The organism is Streptomyces sp. NPDC001714 (assembly GCF_042892755.1).
Taxonomy (GTDB): domain Bacteria; phylum Actinomycetota; class Actinomycetes; order Streptomycetales; family Streptomycetaceae; genus Streptomyces.
The window spans coordinates 290,990-312,076 of sequence record NZ_JBIAUL010000015.1; the positions used below are offsets into that span (position 1 = coordinate 290,990).

Below are 21,087 nucleotides of genomic sequence, written 5' to 3' on the forward strand. Positions count from 1 at the left end.
CCGGGGCATGGACGAGCCCCCGCCTCGCTGCGGTGAGGCGGGGGCTCGTCCCGTTCGGGGAGGCGGAGGGGCCGGGATCAGCCGAAGCTGGCCGGGAACGCCACTCCGGTGAGCGACTCGCTGAGCCTGCGCAGCTGGGCGCGGGCACGCTCGTCGTACGCCTGAGCGCCCGCCCGGGCCCGCGTGGAGCGGTTGAAGTAGACGCCCGAGACGTCGTCCAGAGCCGGGTCGGTGATCAGCCGCAGGGTGTTGCGCATGCCGTCCGCGACCGTGCTCTGCGGGGTGAACAGGTTCACCACCATCTTGGTCGGCATGTACGACGCCGGGTGCAGCGCGTTGGCCGTGACCCCGGTGCCGCGCAGCCGCTCGGCCACGTCGAAGGTGAGCGAGATCTGGGCGAGCTTGGCCTGGCAGTAGGCCTGCACGCCGTCCCAGTTGCGCTCCAGCATCACGTCCCGGAAGTCGATCGGCGCCTGGCCCGCGGAGCTGACGTTGATGATGCGGGCCGGGGCCGAGGCCACCAGCAGCGGGGCGAGCCGGCAGCTGAGGATGTACGCGGCCAGGTAGTCGACCTGGAAGGTGAGCTCCAGGCCGTCCTGGCTCTCCTGGCGGGCCAGCTCGACGCCGATGCCCGCGTTGTTCACCAGCACGTCCAGCCGGTCGTACGTGGTGAGGATCCGCTCGGCGAGCTTGCCGATGTCCTCCAGGGAGGAGAAGTCGGCCAGCTCGTAGCTGAGCCGGCCGGTGGCGCCGGCCGCGCGCAGCTCGGCCAGCAGGTCCGCGCCCTTGGCCGCACTGCGGCCGTGCAGGATCAGCGACGCGCCCTGCGCGGCGAGTTCACGGGCGACCGCGCGGCCGAGACCGTCGGTCGCGCCGGTGATGAGAATGGTCTGCTCGGGAACGGCCTTCATGTGGGGAGTCTCCTGTCAGGCGTACGTTGCCAGTTCTTCGGTGGACTGGTCGGTGTATCCCTGGCTGACCTCCACCACGACGCCGTCCGGGTCGGAGACCCAGACCGTCTTCCAGCCGGGGATGAACTCGTCGAACGTCAGCGGCCCGAGCGTCGGCTCCAGCTCGCCCCCGGCGGCGGCGAGGAACGCGTCCACGTCGTCGACCTGGAAGGCGAGGTGGCGGGCGGTGCCGGGGCTGTCCGGGCCGTCCTTCGCCGCGGTCACCAGTGGCTCCGCGTCGGTCGCGAACAGCTCCAGGTACACGGGGCCGTTGCGCAGGAAGACCACGCGGGTGCCGTCGGCTTCCACCACCCGGGCGCGGCGGAAGCCGAAGTGCCGGGTGTAGAAGTCCTCGGTGGCCTTCTGGTCACGGCAGTTGAGGCCCACGTGCGCCCAGCGCAGGCCGTTCGGGGCGGCGGTCGTCATGGCCGTCACTTCCCGGTGACCGGGGCGAACGGCACGGTGTCGTGGACGTTCGTCATGTAGGTGATCAGCCCGCCCCGGACGCGGAAGTAGTTGCACACCGCGGCCTCGACCGTGATGCCGTCCGGGGTGCGGGCGGTGATGTCGGAGACCACCGCGGCCTGCTCGCCGTCCACCACGACATGGCGGGGGACGTTGGCGAAGGAGGCGTACATCTGCGGGAAGCCCTTCATCATCTCGCGGAGCGTCTCGCGTCCCTCGACGTGCCCGGCCAGCTGCTCGTCCATGGTCTGGTCGATCGCGAACAGGTCGCACCAGGCGTCCCAGTCGCCCTCGTTGGCCAGCCGGTAGTACGTGTCGACCACTTCTCGGGTGCTCATGCGGCCGTCCTTTCCTGCTGCTGCGGGTCTGTGGTGGGGGTCAGGGGAGGTCCACGCCGAGCTGGCGCATCAGGCCCGCGGTGTCGGCCTGGACCCAGCGCTCGACGACCTTGCCGTCCTCCAGCCGGTAGACCTCCAGGCTGGTCCAGGAGACGTCCCTGCCGGTCGCCTCCTGGCCCAGGAACGGCGCGATGTGCCTGCCGTGGAAGGTGATGTGCATGATCACCTTGTCCGGGGCGGCCGGGTACAGGGCGTCGAGGTGCACCCTCATGTCCAGCGCGTCGTGCGCGCCCTTGATGATCACCTTGAGCTCGTCGAGGCTCTCGACGCTCCAGGCCGGGTTGTTGTCCTTGAACGTCGGCCCGAACAACTCGTCGAGGTCGTCGTAGCGGCGTTCGTTGACGGCGTCGCTGACCTGCCGGACCACGGTGTAGTTCAGGTCGTCCGAGGACAGCTGGGCGCGCAGGCCGAGCAGGTCGTCCTGGGCCCAGCGCTCGGCGAACAGGCCGTTCTCGGCCCGCCAGATCTCGGTGGTGGACCACTCGACCTTGCGGCCGGTGGCCGGGAAGCCGAGCACGTCGCCGAGGTGGGTGCCGGTGAGCTTCACCCGGGTGACGAGCCGGTCGTCGCCGAGCGGCGCGCCCTCCTCCAGCTCGCCCCTGAGGTCGAGCGACTCGTGCGCGCCGCGCACCGCGTCCAGGTAGGTGTCGATGCCGGTGATGTCGAACCCGGGGTGGTGGTCGGTGAAGTCAGGGCTGAGCACAGCGCGGACGCCCTGCAGGTCGCCGGCGTTCAGGGCGTCGAGGAAGCGCCCGTAGAGCTTCTGGATGTCCTGCTGGTCACGGGTGGACATGGTGCATCCCCTCGGTCGGTCGGGCGGCGGTCGGAAGCGGCTGGGAGGTGCCGAGGGCGAACGCCGCCGCGCGCTCGCCGATCATGACGCTGGGTGCGTGGGTGTTGCCGGCCACGATGGACGGCATGACGGAGGCGTCGGCGACCCTGAGGCCCTGCACGCCGTGGACGCGCAGCTCGGCGTCGGTGACGGCGTCCGGGCCCGTGCCCATCCGGCAGGTGCCGGCCGGGTGCCACAGGGTGGTGGCGTTGGCGGCGACGTACGCGCGCAGCTCGTCCGGGGTCGTGACGTCCTTGCCGGGGCCCAGTTCGTCGCCGCGGAAGGCGTCGAAGGCCCGGGTGGCGGCCAGTTCGCGGGCCAGCTCGACCCCGTACACCAGGACGTCCAGGTCGGCCGCCGAGGTGAGGTAGCCGGCGCTGATCACCGCGTTGGACTCGGGGTCGGCGTCGCGCAGCCGGACCCGGCCCCGGCTGTGCGGGAGCACGGCGATCGGCGCGAAGGTGAGGCCGGGGCCCTCCCACTGGTCGGCGGGCGCGCCGGCCGGCAGGAACTTGACCGGGCCGAAGGTGAACTGCAGGTCGGGCGGCCCGGCCGGGTCGGCGGCCGGGGTGTGGGTGAACAGCCCGGCCTCGGAGAGCAGCGCGCCGGGCGGGTGCTCCTGGAGGGACTGGTAACAGACGGGCGTGAAGAGGTGGTCCTGGAGTCCGGCGCCCACGCCCGGCAGGTCGCGCACGCAGTGGATGCCGTGTGCCCTGAGGTGGTCGGCCGGGCCGATCCCGGACAGCATCAGGAGCTTCGGCGACTCGAACGCTCCGGCGGACACGATGACTTCGCGGTCGGCGCGGATGCGGTCCGGCGCGCCGTCGCGGACGTACTCGACGCCGGTGACCCGGTCCCCGTCGAGCAGCAGCCGGGTGGTGCGGGCGCCGGTCAGCACGGTCAGGTTGGGGCGGTCCAGGGCCGGGCGCAGGTAGGCGTCGGCGGCGCTGCACCGCTGCCCCGCGTCGTCGCGGTTGGTCTGGTACAGGAAGCCGAACCCGTCCTGCCGGGCGCCGTTGTAGTCGCCGTCGCTCGCGGCGTCGTGGCCGAGTTCGGCGGTCGCCGCCACGAAGGCGGACGCCAGCGGGGACGGGTGGTCCAACTGCCGTACCCGGACCGGGCCGTCGGCCCCGTGCAGCTCCGAGCCGCCGCCGGAGTAGCTCTCGGCGGCCCGGAAGTACGGCAGGACCTCGTCGTACGACCAGCCGGTCGCGCCCTCGGTGACCCAGCGGTCGTAGTCGTGGCGGCTGCCGCGCACCCACATCAGGGCGTTGACGGAACTGCACCCGCCGAGGACCTTGCCGCGGGCCACCGGGACGCGGCGGCCGTCCATGCCCGCCTCGGGTTCGGTTGCGTAGCCCCAGTCGATCTCGCCGCGCCAGTCGGCGGTGAGCAGGGAGAGGACCGAGGCGGCGTCGGCGTGGTGGATCTCGGGACGTTCGTCCGGGCCGCCCGCCTCCAGCAGGATCACGGTCACGGACGGGTCCGCGCTGAGCCGGGCGGCGACGGCGCAGCCGGCGGAACCCGCGCCGACCACCACGTAGTCGGCGGCCGGTGGCACCGGGGACGTCGGATTCGACGGCATGACAGCCTCCAAACGGTGACGGGGGTCAGAGGGCGGCCGGCTCGCCGACCTGGTAGTCGACGATCACCGGGGTGGCGCCCGGCGCGGGGCGCTCGAGCTGCCACTGCTGGTTGATCCGGAACGAGGACACGGTGCCGTCGGCGGTGGACTTCGCCGTCCACACGACGGTCAGGTCGATGCCGATCCGGGCTCCGGTCTCCTGGTGGACGAGCTTCTCCACGGTGTGGTCCTGCTCGCTGTAGGCCTCACCGACGGCCGCGTACCAGTCGAGGAAGTCCGCGTGGCTGTGCAGGGTGCGCTCAGGGAAGGCCATCTCCAGGCCCTCGTCGGCGACGAAGGGCAGCAGCTCCGCGACCGGTGCGTGCACATTGAGCAGGCCGAACCAGCGCTGCACGAACTCCTCGATCTCCCGGTCGGAGCCGGTCTGTTCGGTGGACATGGATGTCTCCGCTCATCGGGGTCCCGCCCCCGGGAACCGGGAGCGATACGCGTCCGATGACCCCACAGCCGGGGCGCACCCCGCGCCGTGCGCCGGAACTCCGGCCGCACTGTGCGAAGTCGCAGCTCCGGCTCGGGCAACTCGCGTGGCCGGGACCGCTGTACCGCCCGGTAGCGGAGCACGCGCAGGCATTGGCCACAACATGCCGTAGTGCATTCGGCCACTTGGGGATGTGCCGTGAGCACGGGCGGCGGCGATGGTCCGGACGAAGTGCCCCGCCGTAGACAGGAATCCGCCACTTGGCACCGTCCCGCCGAAACCGGGAGGAATCCCATGAGCAGGCGCATCCTCGTCGTCCTGTCCGAACACGGCTACTGGGGCGAGGAGTTGATCGGCCCCCTGGAGACCTTCGACCAGGCCGGCTACCACGTCACCTTCGCCACCCCCACCGGCAAGCGGCCCAACGCGCTGCCGCCGAGCATGGACCCCGAGTACGTCGACCCGCCGCTCGGCCGGTCCGTCACCACGCCCGAGATGGCGGCCAAGGTGCGCGCCGTCGAGGAGTCGGACCGGCTCGACAACCCCCTCGACCTCGCGTCCTGGCTGCCCGACCGGCCCTACCGCTCCCGGCCGTACTTCCTGCGTGACTGGGAGGCCTACCACAGCCGCCTGGAGCAGATCCGCCGGCAGATCGCCGACCGCTACGACGCGCTTCTGATCGTCGGCGGCAGCGGCCCCATCGTCGACCTCGCCAACAACTGGCGGGTGCACGACCTGATCCTCGCCTTCCGCGAGCTGGACCGGCCGATCGCCGCCGAGTGCTACGGCGTCGCCTGCCTGGCCTTCGCCCGCGACCAGGAGACCCGGACGTCCATCATCCGCGGCAAGCACGTCACCGGGCACTGCATCGAGTACGACTACAAGGACGGCACCGGGTTCCTCGGCACCGACTTCGTGATGGGCCCGCCGCCGTACCCGCTGGAGTACATCCTGCGCGACGCCACCGCGCCCGGCGGCGCCTACCACGGCAACTTCGGCAAGGAGACCTCGGTCATCGTCGACTACCCGTTCATCACGGGCCGTTCGACCCCCGACTCCTACCTGACCGGCCAGAAGACCGTCGAGGTCCTCGAACAGGGCCTGCGCCAGTGGGGGTTCAGGACCTCCTGACGTCCTGACAACCCGTCCCGCGAGAGGTGACCAGCATGGACAGCAGGCCCGCGCGCGTCGCGCTCCTGGAGCAACTGGAGGCCGAAGGCGTCCGGTACATGTTCGGCAACCCCGGCACGGTCGAGCAGGGGTTCCTCGACGAACTGCGCTCCTTCCCCTCGATCCAGTACATCCTGGCCCTGCAGGAGGCCACAGCCGTCGGCATGGCGGACGGCCACGCCCGCGCCACCCGCACCCCGGCGGTCCTGCAACTGCACTCCGGGGTCGGCCTCGGCAACGGCATCGGCATGCTCTACCAGGCCATGCGCGGGCACGCCCCGATCGTCACCCTGGTCGGCGAGGCCGGGTTGCGGTACGCCGGTCTTGACGCCCAGATGGCGGCCGACCTGGTCGGCATGGCGGAGCCGGTCACCAAGTGGGCGACCCGGGTGCTCGACCCCGACTCCACGCTGCGCGTGCTGCGCCGCGCCTTCAAGGTGGCCGGAACCCCGCCGTACGGGCCGGTCCTGGTGGTGCTGCCGGCCGACGTGATGGACGCCGGCACCCGGGAGGCGGTCGTTCCGGTCAGTTACCCGGACACCCGCAGCCGGCCCGCCCCGGACACCGTCGCCCGGGCCGCCGCGCTGCTCGCCGGGGCCCGCCGCCCGCTGATCGTGGCGGGCGACGGCGTGCACTTCGCGGGCGCCCAGCCCGAGCTGGCCCGCCTCGCCGAGATGTGGGGCGCCGACGTGTACGGCGCCGACTGGGCCGAGGTCAACCTCTCCGTCCAGCACCCGGCCTACGCGGGCCAGCTGGGGCACATGTTCGGCGAGCAGAGCCGGCGGATCACCGGCGCGGCCGACGGAGTCCTGATCGTCGGCACCTACGCCCTGCCCGAGGTGTTCCCGGCCCTGTACGACGTCTTCGCCGAGGGCACCCCGGTGGTCCACGTGGACCTCGACACCGACGCCATCGCGAAGAACTTCCCGGTCGACCTCGGCATCGTGGCCGACCCGAAGGCCACCCTCGGGCTGCTCGCCGACGCGCTGCACGGGGAGATGGGCGAGGAGCGGCGGACGGAAGCGGCCGAACGCCTTCGGGTGCGGGCCGCCGAGCGGGCCGACGCCCTGGCCGGCGCCCGGGAACGGGACCTGTTCGACGGCGAGGCGCAGTCCGTGCCCACCGCCGCCTTCGCCCGCGAACTCGCCCGCCAACTTCCGCCCGACGCACTGCTGTTCGACGAGGCCCTGACCGCGTCCCCGGTGCTCTTCCGCCACCTGCCGCCCACCGTGCCCGGCCGGTGGATGCAGACCCGGGGCGGTTCCCTCGGCGTCGGCCTGCCCGGCGCGCTCGGCGCCCAGCTCGCCCACCCCGACCGCACGGTGGTCGGCTTCACCGGCGACGGCGGCAGCATGTACACCTTCCAGGCCCTGTGGACGGCCGCCCGGTACGGCCTGCCCACCAAGTTCGTGATCTGCAACAACGGCAGCTACCGGCTGCTGGAGGACAACATCGAGGAGTACTGGCGGGAGACCGGCATACCGGCCCACGAACAGCCCGGCATGTTCGACCTCTCGCACCCGCCCATCGACTTCACGGGCCTCGCCCGCTCCCTCGGCGTGGCCGCCGTACGGGTGGAGAAGCCCGGCCAGGCCGAGGGCGCGGTGGCCCAGGCCCTCGCCCACCACGGGCCGTTCCTCGTCGACCTGGTGACGGCCAAGGGAAAGGGGTGACCGCCGTGCGACTGACCGGACACAAGATCGCCGTCCTGATGGAGAGCGACTTCTACGAGCCCGAGATCCTCTACTACCGCTACCGCTTCCCCGAGGAGGGCGCCGAGGTCCACTTCCTGACCCGGCTCTGGGGCAACGAGGGCATGACCTTCCAGGGGCACGAGCACCGCATGCCCTTCGAGGTCACCGAGTCCTTCGAGGACCTCGACGAGTTCGCGCTCAAGGAGTACTCGGCGGTGATCGTCCCCTCCGGGATGGTCTCCGACCGCCTCCGCTACACCGAGGACCCCGAACAGCTGCCGCCCGCCTCGCAGTTCCTGCGCCGCGCGTTCGCCGACCCGGCGATCGTCAAGGGCATCATCTGCCACGGCATGTGGCTCGCCGCACCCATCCCGAACCTGATGCGCGGCCGGCGCGCGGTCGTCCACAACAACCTGCTGGGCGACCTGCGGAACATGGGCGGCGAGTACGTCGACCAGGACGTCGTCGTCCACGACGACCTGGTCACCGGCCGCACCGGCAACCACTGCCACGTCTTCGCCCGCACCATCATCGACCTGCTCGCCGACCGTCAGCCCGCCGAGGCCGCCCCGGCCGCTCAGGCAGCCCAGGCCGGGCAGGGCTGACGGGACGCCAACGGGGAGAGGAGCGATCTCATGACACCGGTGACCGGGCGCATCCCGATCCTCGACGTCCGCCCCCGGGTGCGGGACGGGGAACTGCCCGCCAAGGCCGTGACCGGCGAGCACCTCGACATCACGGCCACCGTCTTCCGCGAGGGCCACGGCGTGATCGCCGCGGACGTGGTCCTGCGCGGTCCCGGGGGAGCCCCCGCCCGGCGGGTACCGATGGTCCTCGTCGACGCGGACGCCGACCGCTGGAGCGCCACCGTGGTCCCCGACGCCGAGGGCCTGTGGACCTTCCGCGTCGAGGCCTGGGCCGACCCGCTGGCCACCTGGCGCCGGGACGCCGCGCTGAAGACCGCGGCCGGCGTCGACACCGAACTGACCCTGCGCGAGGGCGTGCTGCTGCACGAACGGGCGGCACACGGCGACAACGACATCACCGACTGGGGCCGACGCGAGGAGGTCCGGGCCGCGGTCGCCGCGCTCCGCGACACCCTCGGCCCGGCCTCGGCCCGGCTGGCGGCCGTCACCGACCCCCGGGTGACGGCCGCCCTGGGCCGCTACGCACTGCGCGAACTGGTCACCGCCTCCCGGCCGTTGCCGCTGCGCGTGGAGCGGCGGCGGGCCCTGGTCGGGTCCTGGTACGAGCTGTTCCCGCGGTCGGAGGGCGCGGTCGTGACGGCGGACGGGCGGACGGTGAGCGGCACCCTGCGGACCGCCGCCGCCCGGCTGCCCGCCGTCGCGGCGATGGGCTTCGACGTGGTGTACCTGCCGCCCGTCCACCCCATCGGCGCCACCCACCGCAAGGGCCGCGACAACACGCTCGTCGCGGGCCCCGACGACGTCGGCTCGCCCTGGGCCATCGGCTCCTGGCAGGGCGGCCACGACGCGGTCCACCCCGACCTCGGCACCCTGGACGACTTCCGGTACTTCGTCACCGCAGCCCGGGGCCTCGGCCTGGAGGTGGCGATCGACTTCGCCCTCCAATGCTCCCCGGACCACCCGTGGGTGACCGCGCATCCCGAGTGGTTCCACCACCGGGTGGACGGCTCGGTCGCCTACGCCGAGAACCCGCCCAAGACCTACGAGGACATCCACCCCCTCGACTTCGACACCGACTTCGAGGGCCTGTACGCCGAGGCGCTGCGCGTCCTGCGGCACTGGACGGCGCAGGGCGTGCGGATCTTCCGCGTCGACAATCCGCACACCAAGCCGGTGCACTTCTGGGAGCGGCTGATCGGCGAGGTGAACGCCACCGACCCGGACGTGGTGTTCCTGGCCGAGGCGTTCACCCGGCGGGCCATGGTGCACGCCCTGGCCCAGGCCGGCTTCCAGCAGTCGTACACCTACTTCACCTGGAAGAACACCAAGCAGGAGCTGACCGAGTACCTGCCCGAACTCACCCGGGACAGCGCCGACTTCCTGCGCCCCAACCTGTTCGTGAACACCCCGGACATCCTGCACGCCTACCTCCAGCACGGCGGCCGGCCCGCCTTCGAGGTCCGGGCCGTGCTGGCGGCGACCGCCGCGCCCAGCTGGGGGGTGTACGCCGGGTACGAGCTGTGCGAGAACACCCCGCTCGCCGAGGGTACCGAGGACTACCTCGCCTCGGAGAAGTACCAGTTACGGCCGCGCGACTGGGCGGCCGCCGAGGCCGGGGGGCGGACCATCGCCCCGCTGATCACCCTGCTCAACCGGCTCCGCCGGACCCGTCCGGCCCTCCAGGAACTGCGCAACCTGCGGCTCCAGCACACCGACAACGACCAGATCCTCGCCTACTCCAAACACGTGGAACTGCCCGAGGGCGGCACCGACGTGGTGCTGGTCGTCGTCAACCTGGATCCGCACCGGGCCCAGGAGGCCACTGTGACCTGCGACCTGGCGGCCCTCGGCCTGCCCGCCGACGGCACGCTCAAGCTCCGCGACGAACTCACCGGAGCCGCCTACGCCTGGGGCGAGTCCACCTACGTGCGCCTCGACCCGGCCCACCAGGTCGCGCACGTACTGACGACCGAGGAGGCGTCATGAGGACGGAGACGAGTACGGCGGCGAGGTCGGAGATCCTGCGGCCGCTGCTGCCCGCGCTCGGGCCGTGGCTGGCGGGCCGCCGCTGGTTCGACACCCGCTACGCCGGGGCCCCGCTGACCGCCGAGGCGGCGTCGGTGGTCGGTGACGAACCCCCGCTGCTGCTGCACGCCGTGGTCTCGGCGGACGGCGCCGCCGGACCGCTGCGCGTCCAGCTCCTGCTGGGCCTGCGCCCGGAACTGCCCGGCCGGCTGGCCCCCGCCGCGATCGCCACCGTGCCGGCGGGCCCCTGGCAGGGCTGGCGGGTCTACGACGCGCTGGCCGACGGCACCGTGCTCGCGCTGCTGCTGCGCACCCTGGCGGGCGGCGGCGCCGAGCACGGGCCGCGCCTGGAGCGCAGTTCCCGCTACCCGCTGCCCGTCGGCCTGGTGCCCCGGCCGCTCCAGGTGGAGCAGAGCAACACCTCCGTGGCCTACGGCGACCGGGTGCTGCTGAAGATCTTCCGCCGCCCGGAGCAGGGACCGCACACCGAGGTCGAGGCGCTGCGGGCGCTCACCGGCCAGGACTGCGCCCGCACCCCCCACCTCTACGGGGCGGTGCACAGCGACGCCCCCGGCGCGGAGGGCCTGGTGCTCGGCCTCGTCGAGGAGTTCCTGCCGGACGCCCGGGAGGGCTGGGCGGAGGCGGTACGGCAGGCCACCGACTCCGTGGCCGGCACCGCCCGCGGCGGCCCGGCCGGCGGCGGCTTCACCGCGGACGCGGCCGCCCTGGGCCGGGCCGTCGCCGACGTGCACGGCGCGCTCGGCGAGGCGTTCGGGCGGACCCGGCTGACCGTGGCGGACGTGGCCGAGGAGACGGCACGGATGACCATGCGCCTCAAGGAGGCCGCCGAGGAGGTCCCGGCCCTCGCCCGGTACACCGCACGGCTCGGCGCCCTCTTCGACGACTGCGCCCGGGTGGCCGGGCGCGGCTGCCCGCTCTACGTCCAGCGCACCCACGGCGACCTGCACCTGGGACAGGCTCTGCGGGCGCACGACGGCTGGCGGATCGTGGACTTCGAGGGCGAGCCGGCCCAGCCCGCCGCCGAACGCGCCCGTCCGCAGCCGGTGCTGAAGGACGTCGCCGGCATGCTGCGCTCCTTCGACTACGCGGCCCGCACCGGGCTCGCCGCCGTCGAGGAGGAGGGCGAGTCCTCGCCGGCGGTCCGGCTGCGCAGGCGCCGGCGCGCCACCGCGTGGGCGGTGCGCAACCGGCGGGCGTTCGTCTCCGGGTACGCGGCCGCCGGCCACGAGGACCCGGACTGCCACCCCGTACTCCTGCGCGCCTTCGAGGCGGACAAGGCCGTCTACGAGGCCGTGTACGAGTCCCGGCTGCGCCCCGACCGGCTGCCGGTGCCGCTCGCGGCGGTCCATCGGCTGGCCACGGCTTCGCGCTGAGGGCCGCCCCGCCGGGAGCCGCCGCACCCGCACGGATCCGGCGCCCGGTCCGGTGGCGAACCCGGCGTCCCGCCCGCGTGCCCGACCCGGCGTCCGGTCCGGGTGCCTCACCGGGTGTCCGGCCCGGCGTCCGGCCGGTCGTACAACCCGGTGCCGGACGGGGCCCGGCGCGGCGTCGAATCCGGCGGTGAAAGGACCGGAACCGGAACTCGGAAATCGCTCGACGGACTTTCAGTTCTCTTGCTCGTGCGGGTATTTCACGGCGGCTCCGGAAGGGGAATTCGGGTGGTGCGCGGAACGGGGCGGAGCGGGTCAGGAACGGCGCTGCTCGGTGAAGGACGCGCTCGGGTCGCGGTTCGGGGCCAGACCGGCCGACGACAGCGCCTGGTCGTACGCCTGCAGGGCGGCCGTACCGTTGCCCTGGCGGCGCCACAGGTCGCCCACGTACCGCCAGTTGAGCGCGGTCTGGTGGGACGGCGGGAACTGGCGCAGCTGCCGGGTCGCGGCCTGCAGGCACTGGGCCGCCTGCTCGTGGTCGCCGCGCAGCAGATGGATCTCGGCGAGCGTGGCGCGCGCGCCGACCGCCTGGATGCGGGACTCCGGACCCGTGAGGCCGAGGGCCCGCTCCGCGTGGGCCGCGGCCTCGTCCCAGTTGCCGAGCATCGCGTCCGCGTCGGCCAGGCCGATCTCGCACTGGGCCAGCTCGGGGGCGTTGCCGACCTCCGCCAGCAACTGCTGGGCCTCCTCCAGGAGTTGCTTGGCGCGCGCCGGTTCCGGCTGGTCGACCTGGAGGAGCAGCGAGCCGCAGTTCATCTTGAGCATGGCGACATGGCGGATGTTGTCGTCCTCGGACATCAGCGCCAGCGCCCGCTCCACCAGGGCCAGCGCCTCGTTCAGCTGGCCGCGGGAGCGGGCCACGAGCCCCGCGTTCCAGAAGACGGCACCCCGCGCGGCCCGGGCCCCCTGCTTCTCGGCGGCGTCCAGGAGCCGGACGCCGAGCAGCTGGGCTCGGGTGAGGTCGCCGCGCATGTGGTACGACGCCATGAGCGTGGCGCCGAGCTGGACGTGGTCGACCGTGACGTCCAGGCCGAGGGCGTCGAGCCGGGACATGGCCCGCTCGCCGATCTCGATGCTCGTCGTGATGTCGCCGGCGTTGCGGTAGCAGCGGGACAGGGCGACCGACACCGTGCACCAGTCGGCGGAGCCGGGCGGCAGTTCGGGGTCGCGCTGGAGGTCTTCCAGGATCGTGATGGCGGCCTCGATGCGGTCGAGCTTCTCCAGGGCGGAGGCCTGCGCGATGCGGGCGCGCCGGGTCATCGACGGGTCCAGCAGGGACGGCTTCGCCAGGAGGTCGCTCAGGGTCTGGAGGGCCTCGCCGTTGCTGCCGTTGCGCAGGGCCATCTCGCCGAAGGCCAGCCGCAGCCGGGTCTCCTCCAGCTCGTGGTCGTCGCGTCCGCTGCGCAGGTACTCCACGGAGCACCCGAGGCGCTCGGCGAGCGCGGCGAGCACCGAGTCCGACGGCGCGCCGCGCTTCCCCGACTCGATCAGGGAGATGTAGCTCGCCGAAATCTCGCCGGACGCGAGGTCCTGCTGCTTGAGTCCACGTTTGCCGCGCAACACCCTGATGCGCTCGCCCAGTCCTGCGGCCGTCGCGTTGCCGAGTGGATCCATGCGAACTCCTCGGTGGCAGTACTTGACTGTGGGGATGACAGATTGATGTTACCAGTAAGTTGATATCTACCCAATGGGCCTACGGTGATCTTTTAGTGGCTCTCGACCGTATTTTGCAGGGGACTTATCCGATCGCTTTAGGGGATGGCTTATGCGGTGCGCGATATTCCGTTTGGTTGTGATTAATTTTTAAAGAAATAGCTTGACTGGGCTAGTTATTTAATGTTGACTGTAATTGTCAAGGCGCAACCTTCTATTGTTCAGGGGAGGGGATTTTCGTGAGCAATAAAATAATCGCGCTCTTTGCAATCGTCGTCCTGATCAGTGGTCTTGTGTCGGGGGGACTGTGGCTGAGCGATTCCGGCCCGGGTAACCGTCCGCAGCACGAGGGCATGGCCGCGTCCAGCGGTGGGAGTGGTGGTTGCTGCTGATCACACGGGCACCTCGCACGGGACCGGGTCCGGTCCGGCGGTCGCGCTACGGCCGCCGGACCGGACCCGGTCCTTCGTCGTGCGGGAAATGGCAGGAGACGGTGTGGCCCGCGGCCGGTCCGGCCGCCCGCCCGCGCGGTACCTCCTCCGAGCAGCGCCGCCGCTCGGCGGCGGAGAGCACGGCCTGGACGGGGCAGCGGGCCCGGAAGCCGCACCCGGAGGCGGCCCGTTGGCCCGTCCCGGGGTCGACGGGCAGCACGATCCGGCGCCGGGAGCGCTCGGCGACCGGATCCGGCAGCGGGACGGCCGAGAGCAGCGCCCGGGTGTAGGGATGGCGTGGCCGGCCGAACACCTCGGCCACACCGCCCGTCTCCACCGTCCGGCCCGCGTACATGACCGACACCCGGTCGGCGAGCTGCCGGACCACCGCCAGGTCGTGCGAGACCAGCAGGTAGGCCGGGCCCAGCGTCCGCTTCAGCCGCAGCAGCAGGTCCAGGATGCCGGCCTGCACCGACACGTCCAGCGCCGACACCGGTTCGTCGAGCAGCAGGAGCGCGGGGCCGACCGCCAGGGCCCGCGCGATGGCGACGCGCTGCCGCTGGCCCCCGGAGAACTGGTGCGGGTAGCCGTCGGCGTCCGCCGGGCGCAGCCCCACCTGGGACAGCAGCCGCGGTACCCGCGCCGCCACGACGGCCGGCGGCACCCGTGCGGCGTGCAGCGGCTCGGCGACGATGTCACCCACCGGCATCCGCGGATCGAGGCTCGACATCGGATCCTGCGGCACCAGCTGCACCGCCGTCCGCAGCTCGCGCGCCGACCGCCGGGAGAGCAGCGCGGTGTCCTGCCCGAGCACCTCCACCCGCCCGGTCTGCGGAGCCGCCAGCGCGGCGATCTCCCGCAGCGTCGTACTCTTCCCGGCCCCCGACTCCCCGACCAGCGCCAGCGTCTGCCCGCGCCGTACCTCCAGATCGACCCACTCCACGGCCCGCACGGCGGGGGCACGGCGGTGCCGGAACCCCGGCGCCCGGTACGACCGACCGAGCCCGGAGACCCGCAGCACGACATCGGCGGCCGCGGCCGCGCCTCCGGTGGAGTCCCAGGCCGTGCCGCCGGACGGGTCTTCGGCCGCGTCTCCCGCCGCCCTCGGAGGCGGCTCGGTCGCGCGACCGGCGTGCGTCGGTGCGCCGACGGCCCGGCGCCACGTTCCGGCCGGGGCGGCAGCCGGGGTGTGCTCGGCGGTGTCCGTGCCGGACCGTGGCGGCGCGGGCGGCGCGGACGGCTCGCCCGGCGCATCGCCCCGGTCCTCCGGCGGGACCGGCGGCGGCCCGAACAGCTCCGCCGCGCTCAGCTGCCGGACCTCCGGGATCCTCCGGCAGGCCGCCGCGTGGGCGTCGGGGGCCGAGCCGTCGGCGCGGGACGGGCTGTCCACTCCCGTGAGCGACGGCTCGGACGTGCGGCAGTCCGGTGCCGCCAGGGGACAGCGGGGGGCGAAGGGGCAGCCCGGGCCGGTGGTGCCCGGGGCGGGGGCGGTACCCGGGACCGGGACGGGGGGTACCCGGGCGTCCAGGCGCGGCACGGAGCCGACGAGGCCGAGGGTGTACGGCATCCGGGGGCGGCAGAGCACCGCCTCCGCCGGGCCCGTCTCCACCACCCGCCCCGCGTACAGGACCGCGACCCGGTCGGCGGCGCCCGCGACCACGCCGAGGTCGTGGGTGACGAGGAGCAGTGCCGCCCCCGTCTCCCGCCGGGCTGCCGCGAGCGCCTCAAGGACCTGGGCCTGCACGGTCACGTCCAGCGCGCTGGTCGGCTCGTCCGCGACGAGGACCGCGGGCCGGTTGGCCACCGCCATCGCGATCATGGCCCGCTGGAGCATCCCGCCGGAGAGCTGGTGGGGCAGGGCGCGGGCGGCCCGGGACGGCTGCGGCACCCCCACGAAGTCCAGGAGCTCCACGGCCCGCCGCAACGCCGTCTCGCGGCGCGGGCGCGGGCGTTCGTGGATGCGCAGGGCCTCCGCGATCTGGTCGCCGACGCGCAGTACGGGGGTGAAGGCGTGCAGCGGATCCTGGAAGACCATCGCGATCCGGCGGCCCCGGAGGCCGGCCAGCTCCCGCTCCGGCCGGCCCAGCAGCTCCTCGCCCAGCAGCCGTACCGAACCGCCCACCCGGGCGCCGGGCGGGGCCAGGCCGAGCAGGGACAGGGCGGTGAGCGACTTGCCGGCGCCGGACTCGCCCACCAGGCCCAGCACTTCGCCGGGGCGCAGCACGAGGTCCACGCCGCGCACCACGGGAACGGGCGGCCGCCGCCGCCCGCCTGCGAAGGCGACCGTCAGACCGCGCACCTCGAGGACCGGGTTCGCCGGTCCGTGCGCCGCCGGGCGCGCGCTCATCAGGCCAGCCCCGACACGGCGCCGCGGGGCGGCCCGGACGGCCGTACCGTCGTGGGGTCCAGGGCGTCGCGCAGGGCGTTGCCGAGGAGGCTGACCGCCAGGACGAACGCGATCAGCAGGCCCGCCGGGAAGAAGAACATCCACGGATACACCAGGGCCACGTCGGACGCGTCCGCGATCAGCGTGCCCAGGGAGACGTCGGGCGGCTGGACGCCGAAGCCGAAGTAGGACAGTCCGGCCTCGCTGACCACCGCCCCGGCCACCGTGACCGTCGCATCGGTGATCAGGAACGAGGCCAGGTGCGGCAGCACGTGCCGCCAGATGATCCGCACCGGCCCGACCCCCATCAGCCCCGCCGCCACCACGAACTGCCGCTCCTTCAGGGAACGGGTCATGCCGCGCACCGCCCGTGCGGTGACCATCCAGCCCAGCAGGGCGAGCAGCCCGGCCAGCGCGAGCCAGCCCCACCGCCGCAGCCGCGGCGCGAGCACCACGAGGACGAGGAAGCCGGGGAGCACGAGCAGCAGGTCCGCCACGAGCATCAGCAGCCGGTCCGTCCAGCCGCCGAAGTAACCCGCGCAGGTCCCCACCGCCGCGGCCAGACCGGTGGCGACCGCGGCCACCAGCGCCCCGATCAGCAGCGACTTCCGCAGCCCGTGCGCGGCCTGGGCGAACACGTCCTGCCCGATCCGGTTGGTGCCCATCCAGTGCCGCGCGTCCGGCGGTTGCCGCAGCGCGCCGTAGTCGACGTCCGTGTAGGACCATCGGCACACGTACGGCCCCGCGACCGCGAACACCACCAGGGCCAGCAGCAGCGCGAGTCCGCACAGCGCCCCCGGGTGCCGGGCCAGCCGGCCGAGCACGGCCCGCCCCCGCCGCCCCGCTCTCACGGCTCCCGCACCCGGGGATCGAGCAGCGCGTGCAGGACGTCCGCGACCAGCCCCGCCAGCAGCACGACGGCCGCGGCGAAGCCGTCCACCGCCACGACGGAGTTGACGTCGCCCTTCTCCACCGAGTCGATCAGCCAGCTGCCCATGCCGGGCCAGCCGAAGACCCGCTCGGTGAACACCGCCCCGGTGACCAGGGTGAGGACGCCGAAGGAGAAGAAGACCGTCATCGGCACCAGCGAGATCCGCAGTCCGTGCCGCAGCAGCGCGCGGCCCGGGGTGAGCCCCTTGGCGCGGGCGGTGCGCAGATGGTCCGCGCCGAGCACGTCCAGGGTGGCGGCCCGCTGGTAGCGGCTGTACAGCGCGATCGCCGCGAGCGCCACGCAGAGCGCCGGGAGCACCAGGTGGGCCGCCGTGTCCCGGAGGTGGACGCTCCAGTCGCCCTGCAGCCCGGGGGTGTGCTCGCCGGTGTACTTGACGACGTTGCCGCCCGCGGCCCGGTTGACCGCGAGGGCCCCCGTCTTCAGCAGCAGCGCCAGCACGAAGGTGGGGACGCACAGCACCGCGAAGGAGAACCCGGCCAGCGCCCGGTCGCCGAACCCGCCGCGCCGGACCGCCGCCCACATCCCGGCCAGGGTGCCGACGGCCGTACCGGCCACCGTGCCCACCAGCAGCAGCCGTACCGTCACGCCGATCCGGCGGCCGAACTCGCCGCTCACCGAGTCGCCGTCGATGGTGCGGCCCAGGTCGCCGTGGACGGCGCGGTCCGCCCAGCGCGCGAAGCGCTCCGGCAGCGGGGCGCGGTCGTCCATGCCGAGCCGGGACAGCTCGCGGTCGACGACCCGCGCCGGCGGCGGTGGCCTGCGGTCCTCGAAGTACGCGCGGGGATCGAGCGCGGTCGAGGCGAGGGCGTAGGAGAGGACCAGGGAGACGAGGAACAGGACGACACAGCGGACCAGGCGCCTGGCGACCAGGAAGAACATGGCACTCCTGACGGAGGGGAGTCTGCCTTCTCTTCATGTGAGGGAAACATCGTGATGTTAAGCTCCGACGCCGCAATTCCCATGGTAACGGGGGTAGTTGGCGGTTACGCGACGCCGGAGAGGCTGACAGGTGGAGCGATTACGGGGATGGCCCGCGTGGCCGGCCGTCTGGGCGCTCATCGTCCTCACGGCGACCGGATGCACCGCGTCCGGCGTGCACGACGGTTCCCGGCACCAGGCGCTGCCGACCTACGGCACCTACGACATCAACGCCCTGCCGTCCACGGACCTCCGCTCCGGGGGGACCCTGACCGTGCCGATCACGCAGATGATCACGCAGTTCAACTTCAACCACGTCGACGGCGCCCTGGACGACGTGTGGACCGTCGACACGATGACGGAGCCCCGGCTCTTCACCCGCGACGCCGAGGGCGTCCCCCGGATCGTCACGGACTACCTGACCTCCGCCACCGTCTCCGCCGCCGGCCCGCGCCAGGTCGTCACCTACCGGCTCAACCCGAAGGCCCGCTGGTCCGACGGCAGGGCCCTGAGCTGGCGGGACTTCGCAGCCCAGTGGCAGGCGGTGGGCGGCGGCGACGACCGGTACCTGGTCGCCGACCCGAGCGGCTACGACCGTATCGCCGACGTCCGCCAGGGCGCCGGCGCGCACGAGGTCAAGGTCACCTTCAAACAGCCGTACGCCGACTGGCGCAGGCTCTTCACCCCGCTCTTCCCGGCGGTCGCCTACGACAGCCCGCAGCACTTCGACTCCGGCTGGCAGGGGCGGCTCCCGGTCACCGCGGGCCCCTTCAGGCTGGCCTCCGTCGACCGTACGGCGCAGACCCTCACCCTCGTCCCCGACGCGGCCTGGTGGGGCACCCGGCCCCGGCTCGACCGGATCGTCTTCCGCGTCCTCGACCCCGACGCCGCCCTGCAGGCCTTCCGCAACGGCGAGGTCGACGTCGTCAACGCCGCCACCAGCGAGGCCTACGCCCAGCTGGCGAAGGCGAAGGACACCGCCATCCGGGTCGGCTCCGCCTGGGACGAGGTGCACGTCACGCTGAACGGCGCGAGCGGGCCGCTGGCCGACCGGGCGGTGCGCAACGCCCTCCAGCAGGCCGTGGACCGTCAGGCGCTGGCCGAGGTCGCGGCCTCGGGCCTGCCGGTGAAGGTGCCGCTGCTCGGCAACCACTTCTACATGACCAACCAGCCCGGCTACGCCGACGACTCCGGCCCGTACGGCCGCTTCGACCTGGCGGCCGCCGAGCGGGCCCTGGACCGCGCGGGCTGGCGCAGCCAGGGCGACGGGAAGCCGAGGGTCAGGCACGGCCGCAGTCTCACCCTGCGCCTGGTGCTGAGCGAGGGCACCAACCGGCTCGGCGAGGACCTGGCCCAGCTCGTCCAGCAGATGCTGGCCCGGGCCGGGGTCCGCGTCGAGATCGAGAAGGTGCCCGCCACGGCCTACGGGCCGCAGTACCTGGACAAGGGGAACTTCGACCTCGCCATCTTCCGGTTCACCGGCCTGACGTACCCGAGCTCCGCCTACGCCGTCTACCGGCGCCCGGCCGGCGGTCAGGTCTTCGAGAACTACGGCCGGGTCGGCTCGGCGCAGGTGGACGAACTGCTCGGCAAGGCCGCCGGCACCCTCGACGAACGGGCCGCGCGGCGCCTGTACAACGAGGCGGACACCCAGATCTGGCGGCTCGGCCACGACATCGAGCTCTACCAGCGCCCCCAGATCCTCGCCGTCCGCAAGGGCCTCGCCAACTACGGCGTCCCGGGCCTCGGCGACATCGACTTCACGAAGGTCGGCTGGGAGAAGTGAGCGCACGGCGGCCCCGTGCGGACGTGTCCGCACGGGGCCGTCTTGGCTGTTGCGGTGGCGCTGTTCAGGCATGCGGTGCGCTCAGGGCTCTCTCGTCGGCCTGCTGGCGCACCATGTCGAAGCCGAGCGCGGCCGAGGCCAGCGTCACGTGGTGGTGCCAGCCGCGGAAGGAGCGGCCCTCGAAGTCGCCGAGGCCGAACTCGTCGTGCATCCGGGCCAGCGCCTCCCCGGCGAACCTGCGCAGCCGGGCCAGCAGCACGAGCTCCGCGAGCCGCCGGACCGGCAGGTTGGTCAGCCAGTACGCCCGCGGCTGCGGCCGGCCGTAGGGCCAGTCCGCGAGGAGCATCCGCGCCCGGGGCGCGCCGCTCGGGCAGCCCTCCGGAGAGCGCTCGGCCCGCAGCAGCACGGGAACGGTCAGGAACTCGGAGTGCCACATGCGTTCGGTCACCGGGTCGTGCCAGGTCACCGACGTCCGCTCGGTGTGCCGGACGGCGTGCGCGGCGAGGTCGGCCAGGGTGCCGCCGGTGCCGCCGGCCCGGCCGCGGGGGAGGAGCACCGGGGTGTGCGGCGATGTCTGGACCACATAGCCGAGACCGCGGGCCTCCAGCCCCCGCAGCAGGGGGTCGGGATCCCCGTCGCCGCGCCAGTCGGCCAGCACCGGCAGCGGTTCAAGGGACCACTCGTCGAGCATCTCGTCGAGCGCCTCCAGCACGTAGCTCCACCGCGGACGGCAGCGCTCGTGCTCCGGTAGGTGGGCCTGGCCGCGCAGGTCCTCGTCGCGGTCCCACCGGGTCGGCAGCACGAGGCGCCAGTTCACCGGGACCCCGCCGGCGTGCCCCACCAGCGAGGTCGCCAGCGCCAGCTGGCAGTTGACGGTGCGCTGCTGGGAGGCCGCGTACTGGCGGGCCACGCCGACCGAGCGGTCGCCGTTCTTGGCGAAGACGACCTCGTCGACCGACCAGGCCTCGGCCCGGAAGGCCCGGACCATCTGCCCGGCCAGCCGGCCGCGCACCGGCGCTGACGCCCAGGGGCTCTGGTTCACGAACTGCTGGATCTGCTGCACCGCCCGCCGCCCCAGCACCTGTTCGGTGATCCTGGCCGGCGTCTTGCGTCCGGGCACCGCCAGCAGGCCGCGCAGGTACACCTCGCCCCAGCGCCGCTGGTCGGCCCGGGTGAACTGGCCGAACAGCTCGCCGCAGTAGGACGGCAGGTCGCAGGCACCGGGCGGGGCACCCGGGGTACGCACGGACGGTAACGGGAGTGCGA

At 73.3% G+C, this 21,087-nt stretch carries 17 protein-coding genes; 6 read left to right on the forward strand and 11 right to left on the reverse strand.

Annotation, left to right across the window (positions count from 1 at the left end):
* Positions 1-77 precede the first annotated feature (77 nt).
* Genes ACFY0P_RS34910 through ACFY0P_RS34935 form a run of 6 tightly spaced genes read right to left on the reverse strand, consistent with a single transcriptional unit; the run spans position 78 to position 4,669 of the window.
* Positions 78-911: an SDR family NAD(P)-dependent oxidoreductase gene (locus ACFY0P_RS34910; protein WP_388922405.1), complete on the reverse strand. Its 834-nt coding sequence runs from the start codon at positions 909-911 to the stop codon at positions 78-80.
* 15 nt (positions 912-926) lie between these two features.
* A complete protein-coding gene (locus ACFY0P_RS34915) occupies positions 927-1,376 on the reverse strand; it encodes a VOC family protein (protein ID WP_388922408.1) in 450 nt (149 codons plus the stop codon).
* A 5-nt stretch (positions 1,377-1,381) separates the two neighbouring features.
* Positions 1,382-1,753, reverse strand: coding sequence for a nuclear transport factor 2 family protein (locus ACFY0P_RS34920; RefSeq protein WP_388922411.1), 372 nt, complete (start codon positions 1,751-1,753; stop codon positions 1,382-1,384).
* Positions 1,754-1,793: 40 nt separating this feature from the next.
* Positions 1,794-2,606, reverse strand: coding sequence for an ester cyclase (locus ACFY0P_RS34925; RefSeq protein ID WP_388922414.1), 813 nt, complete (start codon positions 2,604-2,606; stop codon positions 1,794-1,796).
* On the reverse strand, positions 2,593-4,230 hold the full coding sequence (locus tag ACFY0P_RS34930; protein WP_388922417.1) for a GMC family oxidoreductase: 1,638 nt from the start codon (positions 4,228-4,230) through the stop codon (positions 2,593-2,595). Before ACFY0P_RS34930 ends, ACFY0P_RS34925 begins: the two co-directional genes overlap by 14 nt.
* 25 nt (positions 4,231-4,255) lie before the next feature.
* The gene (locus tag ACFY0P_RS34935) at positions 4,256-4,669 is read right to left on the reverse strand and encodes a hypothetical protein (RefSeq protein WP_388922420.1); all 414 of its coding nucleotides are present in this window, start codon (positions 4,667-4,669) and stop codon (positions 4,256-4,258) included.
* A 333-nt stretch (positions 4,670-5,002) separates the two neighbouring features.
* Here ACFY0P_RS34935 and ACFY0P_RS34940 point away from each other — a divergent pair, with 333 nt between their 5' ends.
* The 5 genes from ACFY0P_RS34940 to ACFY0P_RS34960 are packed head-to-tail and all read left to right on the forward strand — an operon-like array spanning position 5,003 to position 11,638.
* Complete coding sequence (locus ACFY0P_RS34940) at positions 5,003-5,839, forward strand: type 1 glutamine amidotransferase domain-containing protein (protein ID WP_361296529.1); 837 nt, start codon at positions 5,003-5,005, stop codon at positions 5,837-5,839.
* A 35-nt stretch (positions 5,840-5,874) separates the two neighbouring features.
* A complete protein-coding gene (locus ACFY0P_RS34945; protein WP_388922423.1) occupies positions 5,875-7,551 on the forward strand; it encodes a thiamine pyrophosphate-binding protein in 1,677 nt (558 codons plus the stop codon).
* A gap of 5 nt (positions 7,552-7,556) precedes the next feature.
* Positions 7,557-8,177 carry a DJ-1/PfpI family protein gene (locus ACFY0P_RS34950; protein WP_388922475.1) on the forward strand — a complete coding sequence of 207 codons (621 nt, stop codon included), beginning with the start codon at positions 7,557-7,559 and terminating at the stop codon, positions 8,175-8,177.
* 30 nt (positions 8,178-8,207) lie between these two features.
* A complete protein-coding gene (locus ACFY0P_RS34955) occupies positions 8,208-10,205 on the forward strand; it encodes an alpha-1,4-glucan--maltose-1-phosphate maltosyltransferase (protein ID WP_388922426.1) in 1,998 nt (665 codons plus the stop codon).
* A complete protein-coding gene (locus tag ACFY0P_RS34960; protein ID WP_388922428.1) occupies positions 10,202-11,638 on the forward strand; it encodes a hypothetical protein in 1,437 nt (478 codons plus the stop codon). Before ACFY0P_RS34955 ends, ACFY0P_RS34960 begins: the two co-directional genes overlap by 4 nt.
* Positions 11,639-11,950: 312 nt before the next feature.
* Here ACFY0P_RS34960 and ACFY0P_RS34965 read toward each other — a convergent pair whose 3' ends face one another.
* The 4 genes from ACFY0P_RS34965 to ACFY0P_RS34980 form a co-directional block, all read right to left on the reverse strand.
* Positions 11,951-13,309, reverse strand: coding sequence for a helix-turn-helix domain-containing protein (locus ACFY0P_RS34965; RefSeq protein WP_388922431.1), 1,359 nt, complete (start codon positions 13,307-13,309; stop codon positions 11,951-11,953).
* Positions 13,310-13,786: 477 nt separating this feature from the next.
* A complete protein-coding gene (locus tag ACFY0P_RS34970) occupies positions 13,787-16,126 on the reverse strand; it encodes a dipeptide ABC transporter ATP-binding protein (RefSeq protein ID WP_388922434.1) in 2,340 nt (779 codons plus the stop codon).
* Positions 16,126-17,016: an ABC transporter permease gene (locus ACFY0P_RS34975; RefSeq protein ID WP_388922437.1), complete on the reverse strand. Its 891-nt coding sequence runs from the start codon at positions 17,014-17,016 to the stop codon at positions 16,126-16,128. Before ACFY0P_RS34975 ends, ACFY0P_RS34970 begins: the two co-directional genes overlap by 1 nt.
* On the reverse strand, positions 17,013-17,996 hold the full coding sequence (locus ACFY0P_RS34980) for an ABC transporter permease (RefSeq protein WP_388922440.1): 984 nt from the start codon (positions 17,994-17,996) through the stop codon (positions 17,013-17,015). The genes ACFY0P_RS34975 and ACFY0P_RS34980 overlap by 4 nt, the downstream gene beginning before the upstream one ends.
* A 214-nt stretch (positions 17,997-18,210) precedes the next feature.
* On the opposite strand from ACFY0P_RS34980, the gene ACFY0P_RS34985 reads away from it, so the two are divergent.
* Complete coding sequence (locus tag ACFY0P_RS34985; RefSeq protein ID WP_388922443.1) at positions 18,211-19,821, forward strand: ABC transporter family substrate-binding protein; 1,611 nt, start codon at positions 18,211-18,213, stop codon at positions 19,819-19,821.
* Positions 19,822-19,885: 64 nt separating this feature from the next.
* Here the strand turns inward: ACFY0P_RS34985 and ACFY0P_RS34990 are convergent, their stop codons facing one another.
* Positions 19,886-21,067 (reverse strand): IS701 family transposase, encoded by a 1,182-nt coding sequence (locus ACFY0P_RS34990; RefSeq protein WP_388922446.1) that lies wholly within the window; start codon positions 21,065-21,067, stop codon positions 19,886-19,888.
* Positions 21,068-21,087: the final 20 nt, after the last annotated feature.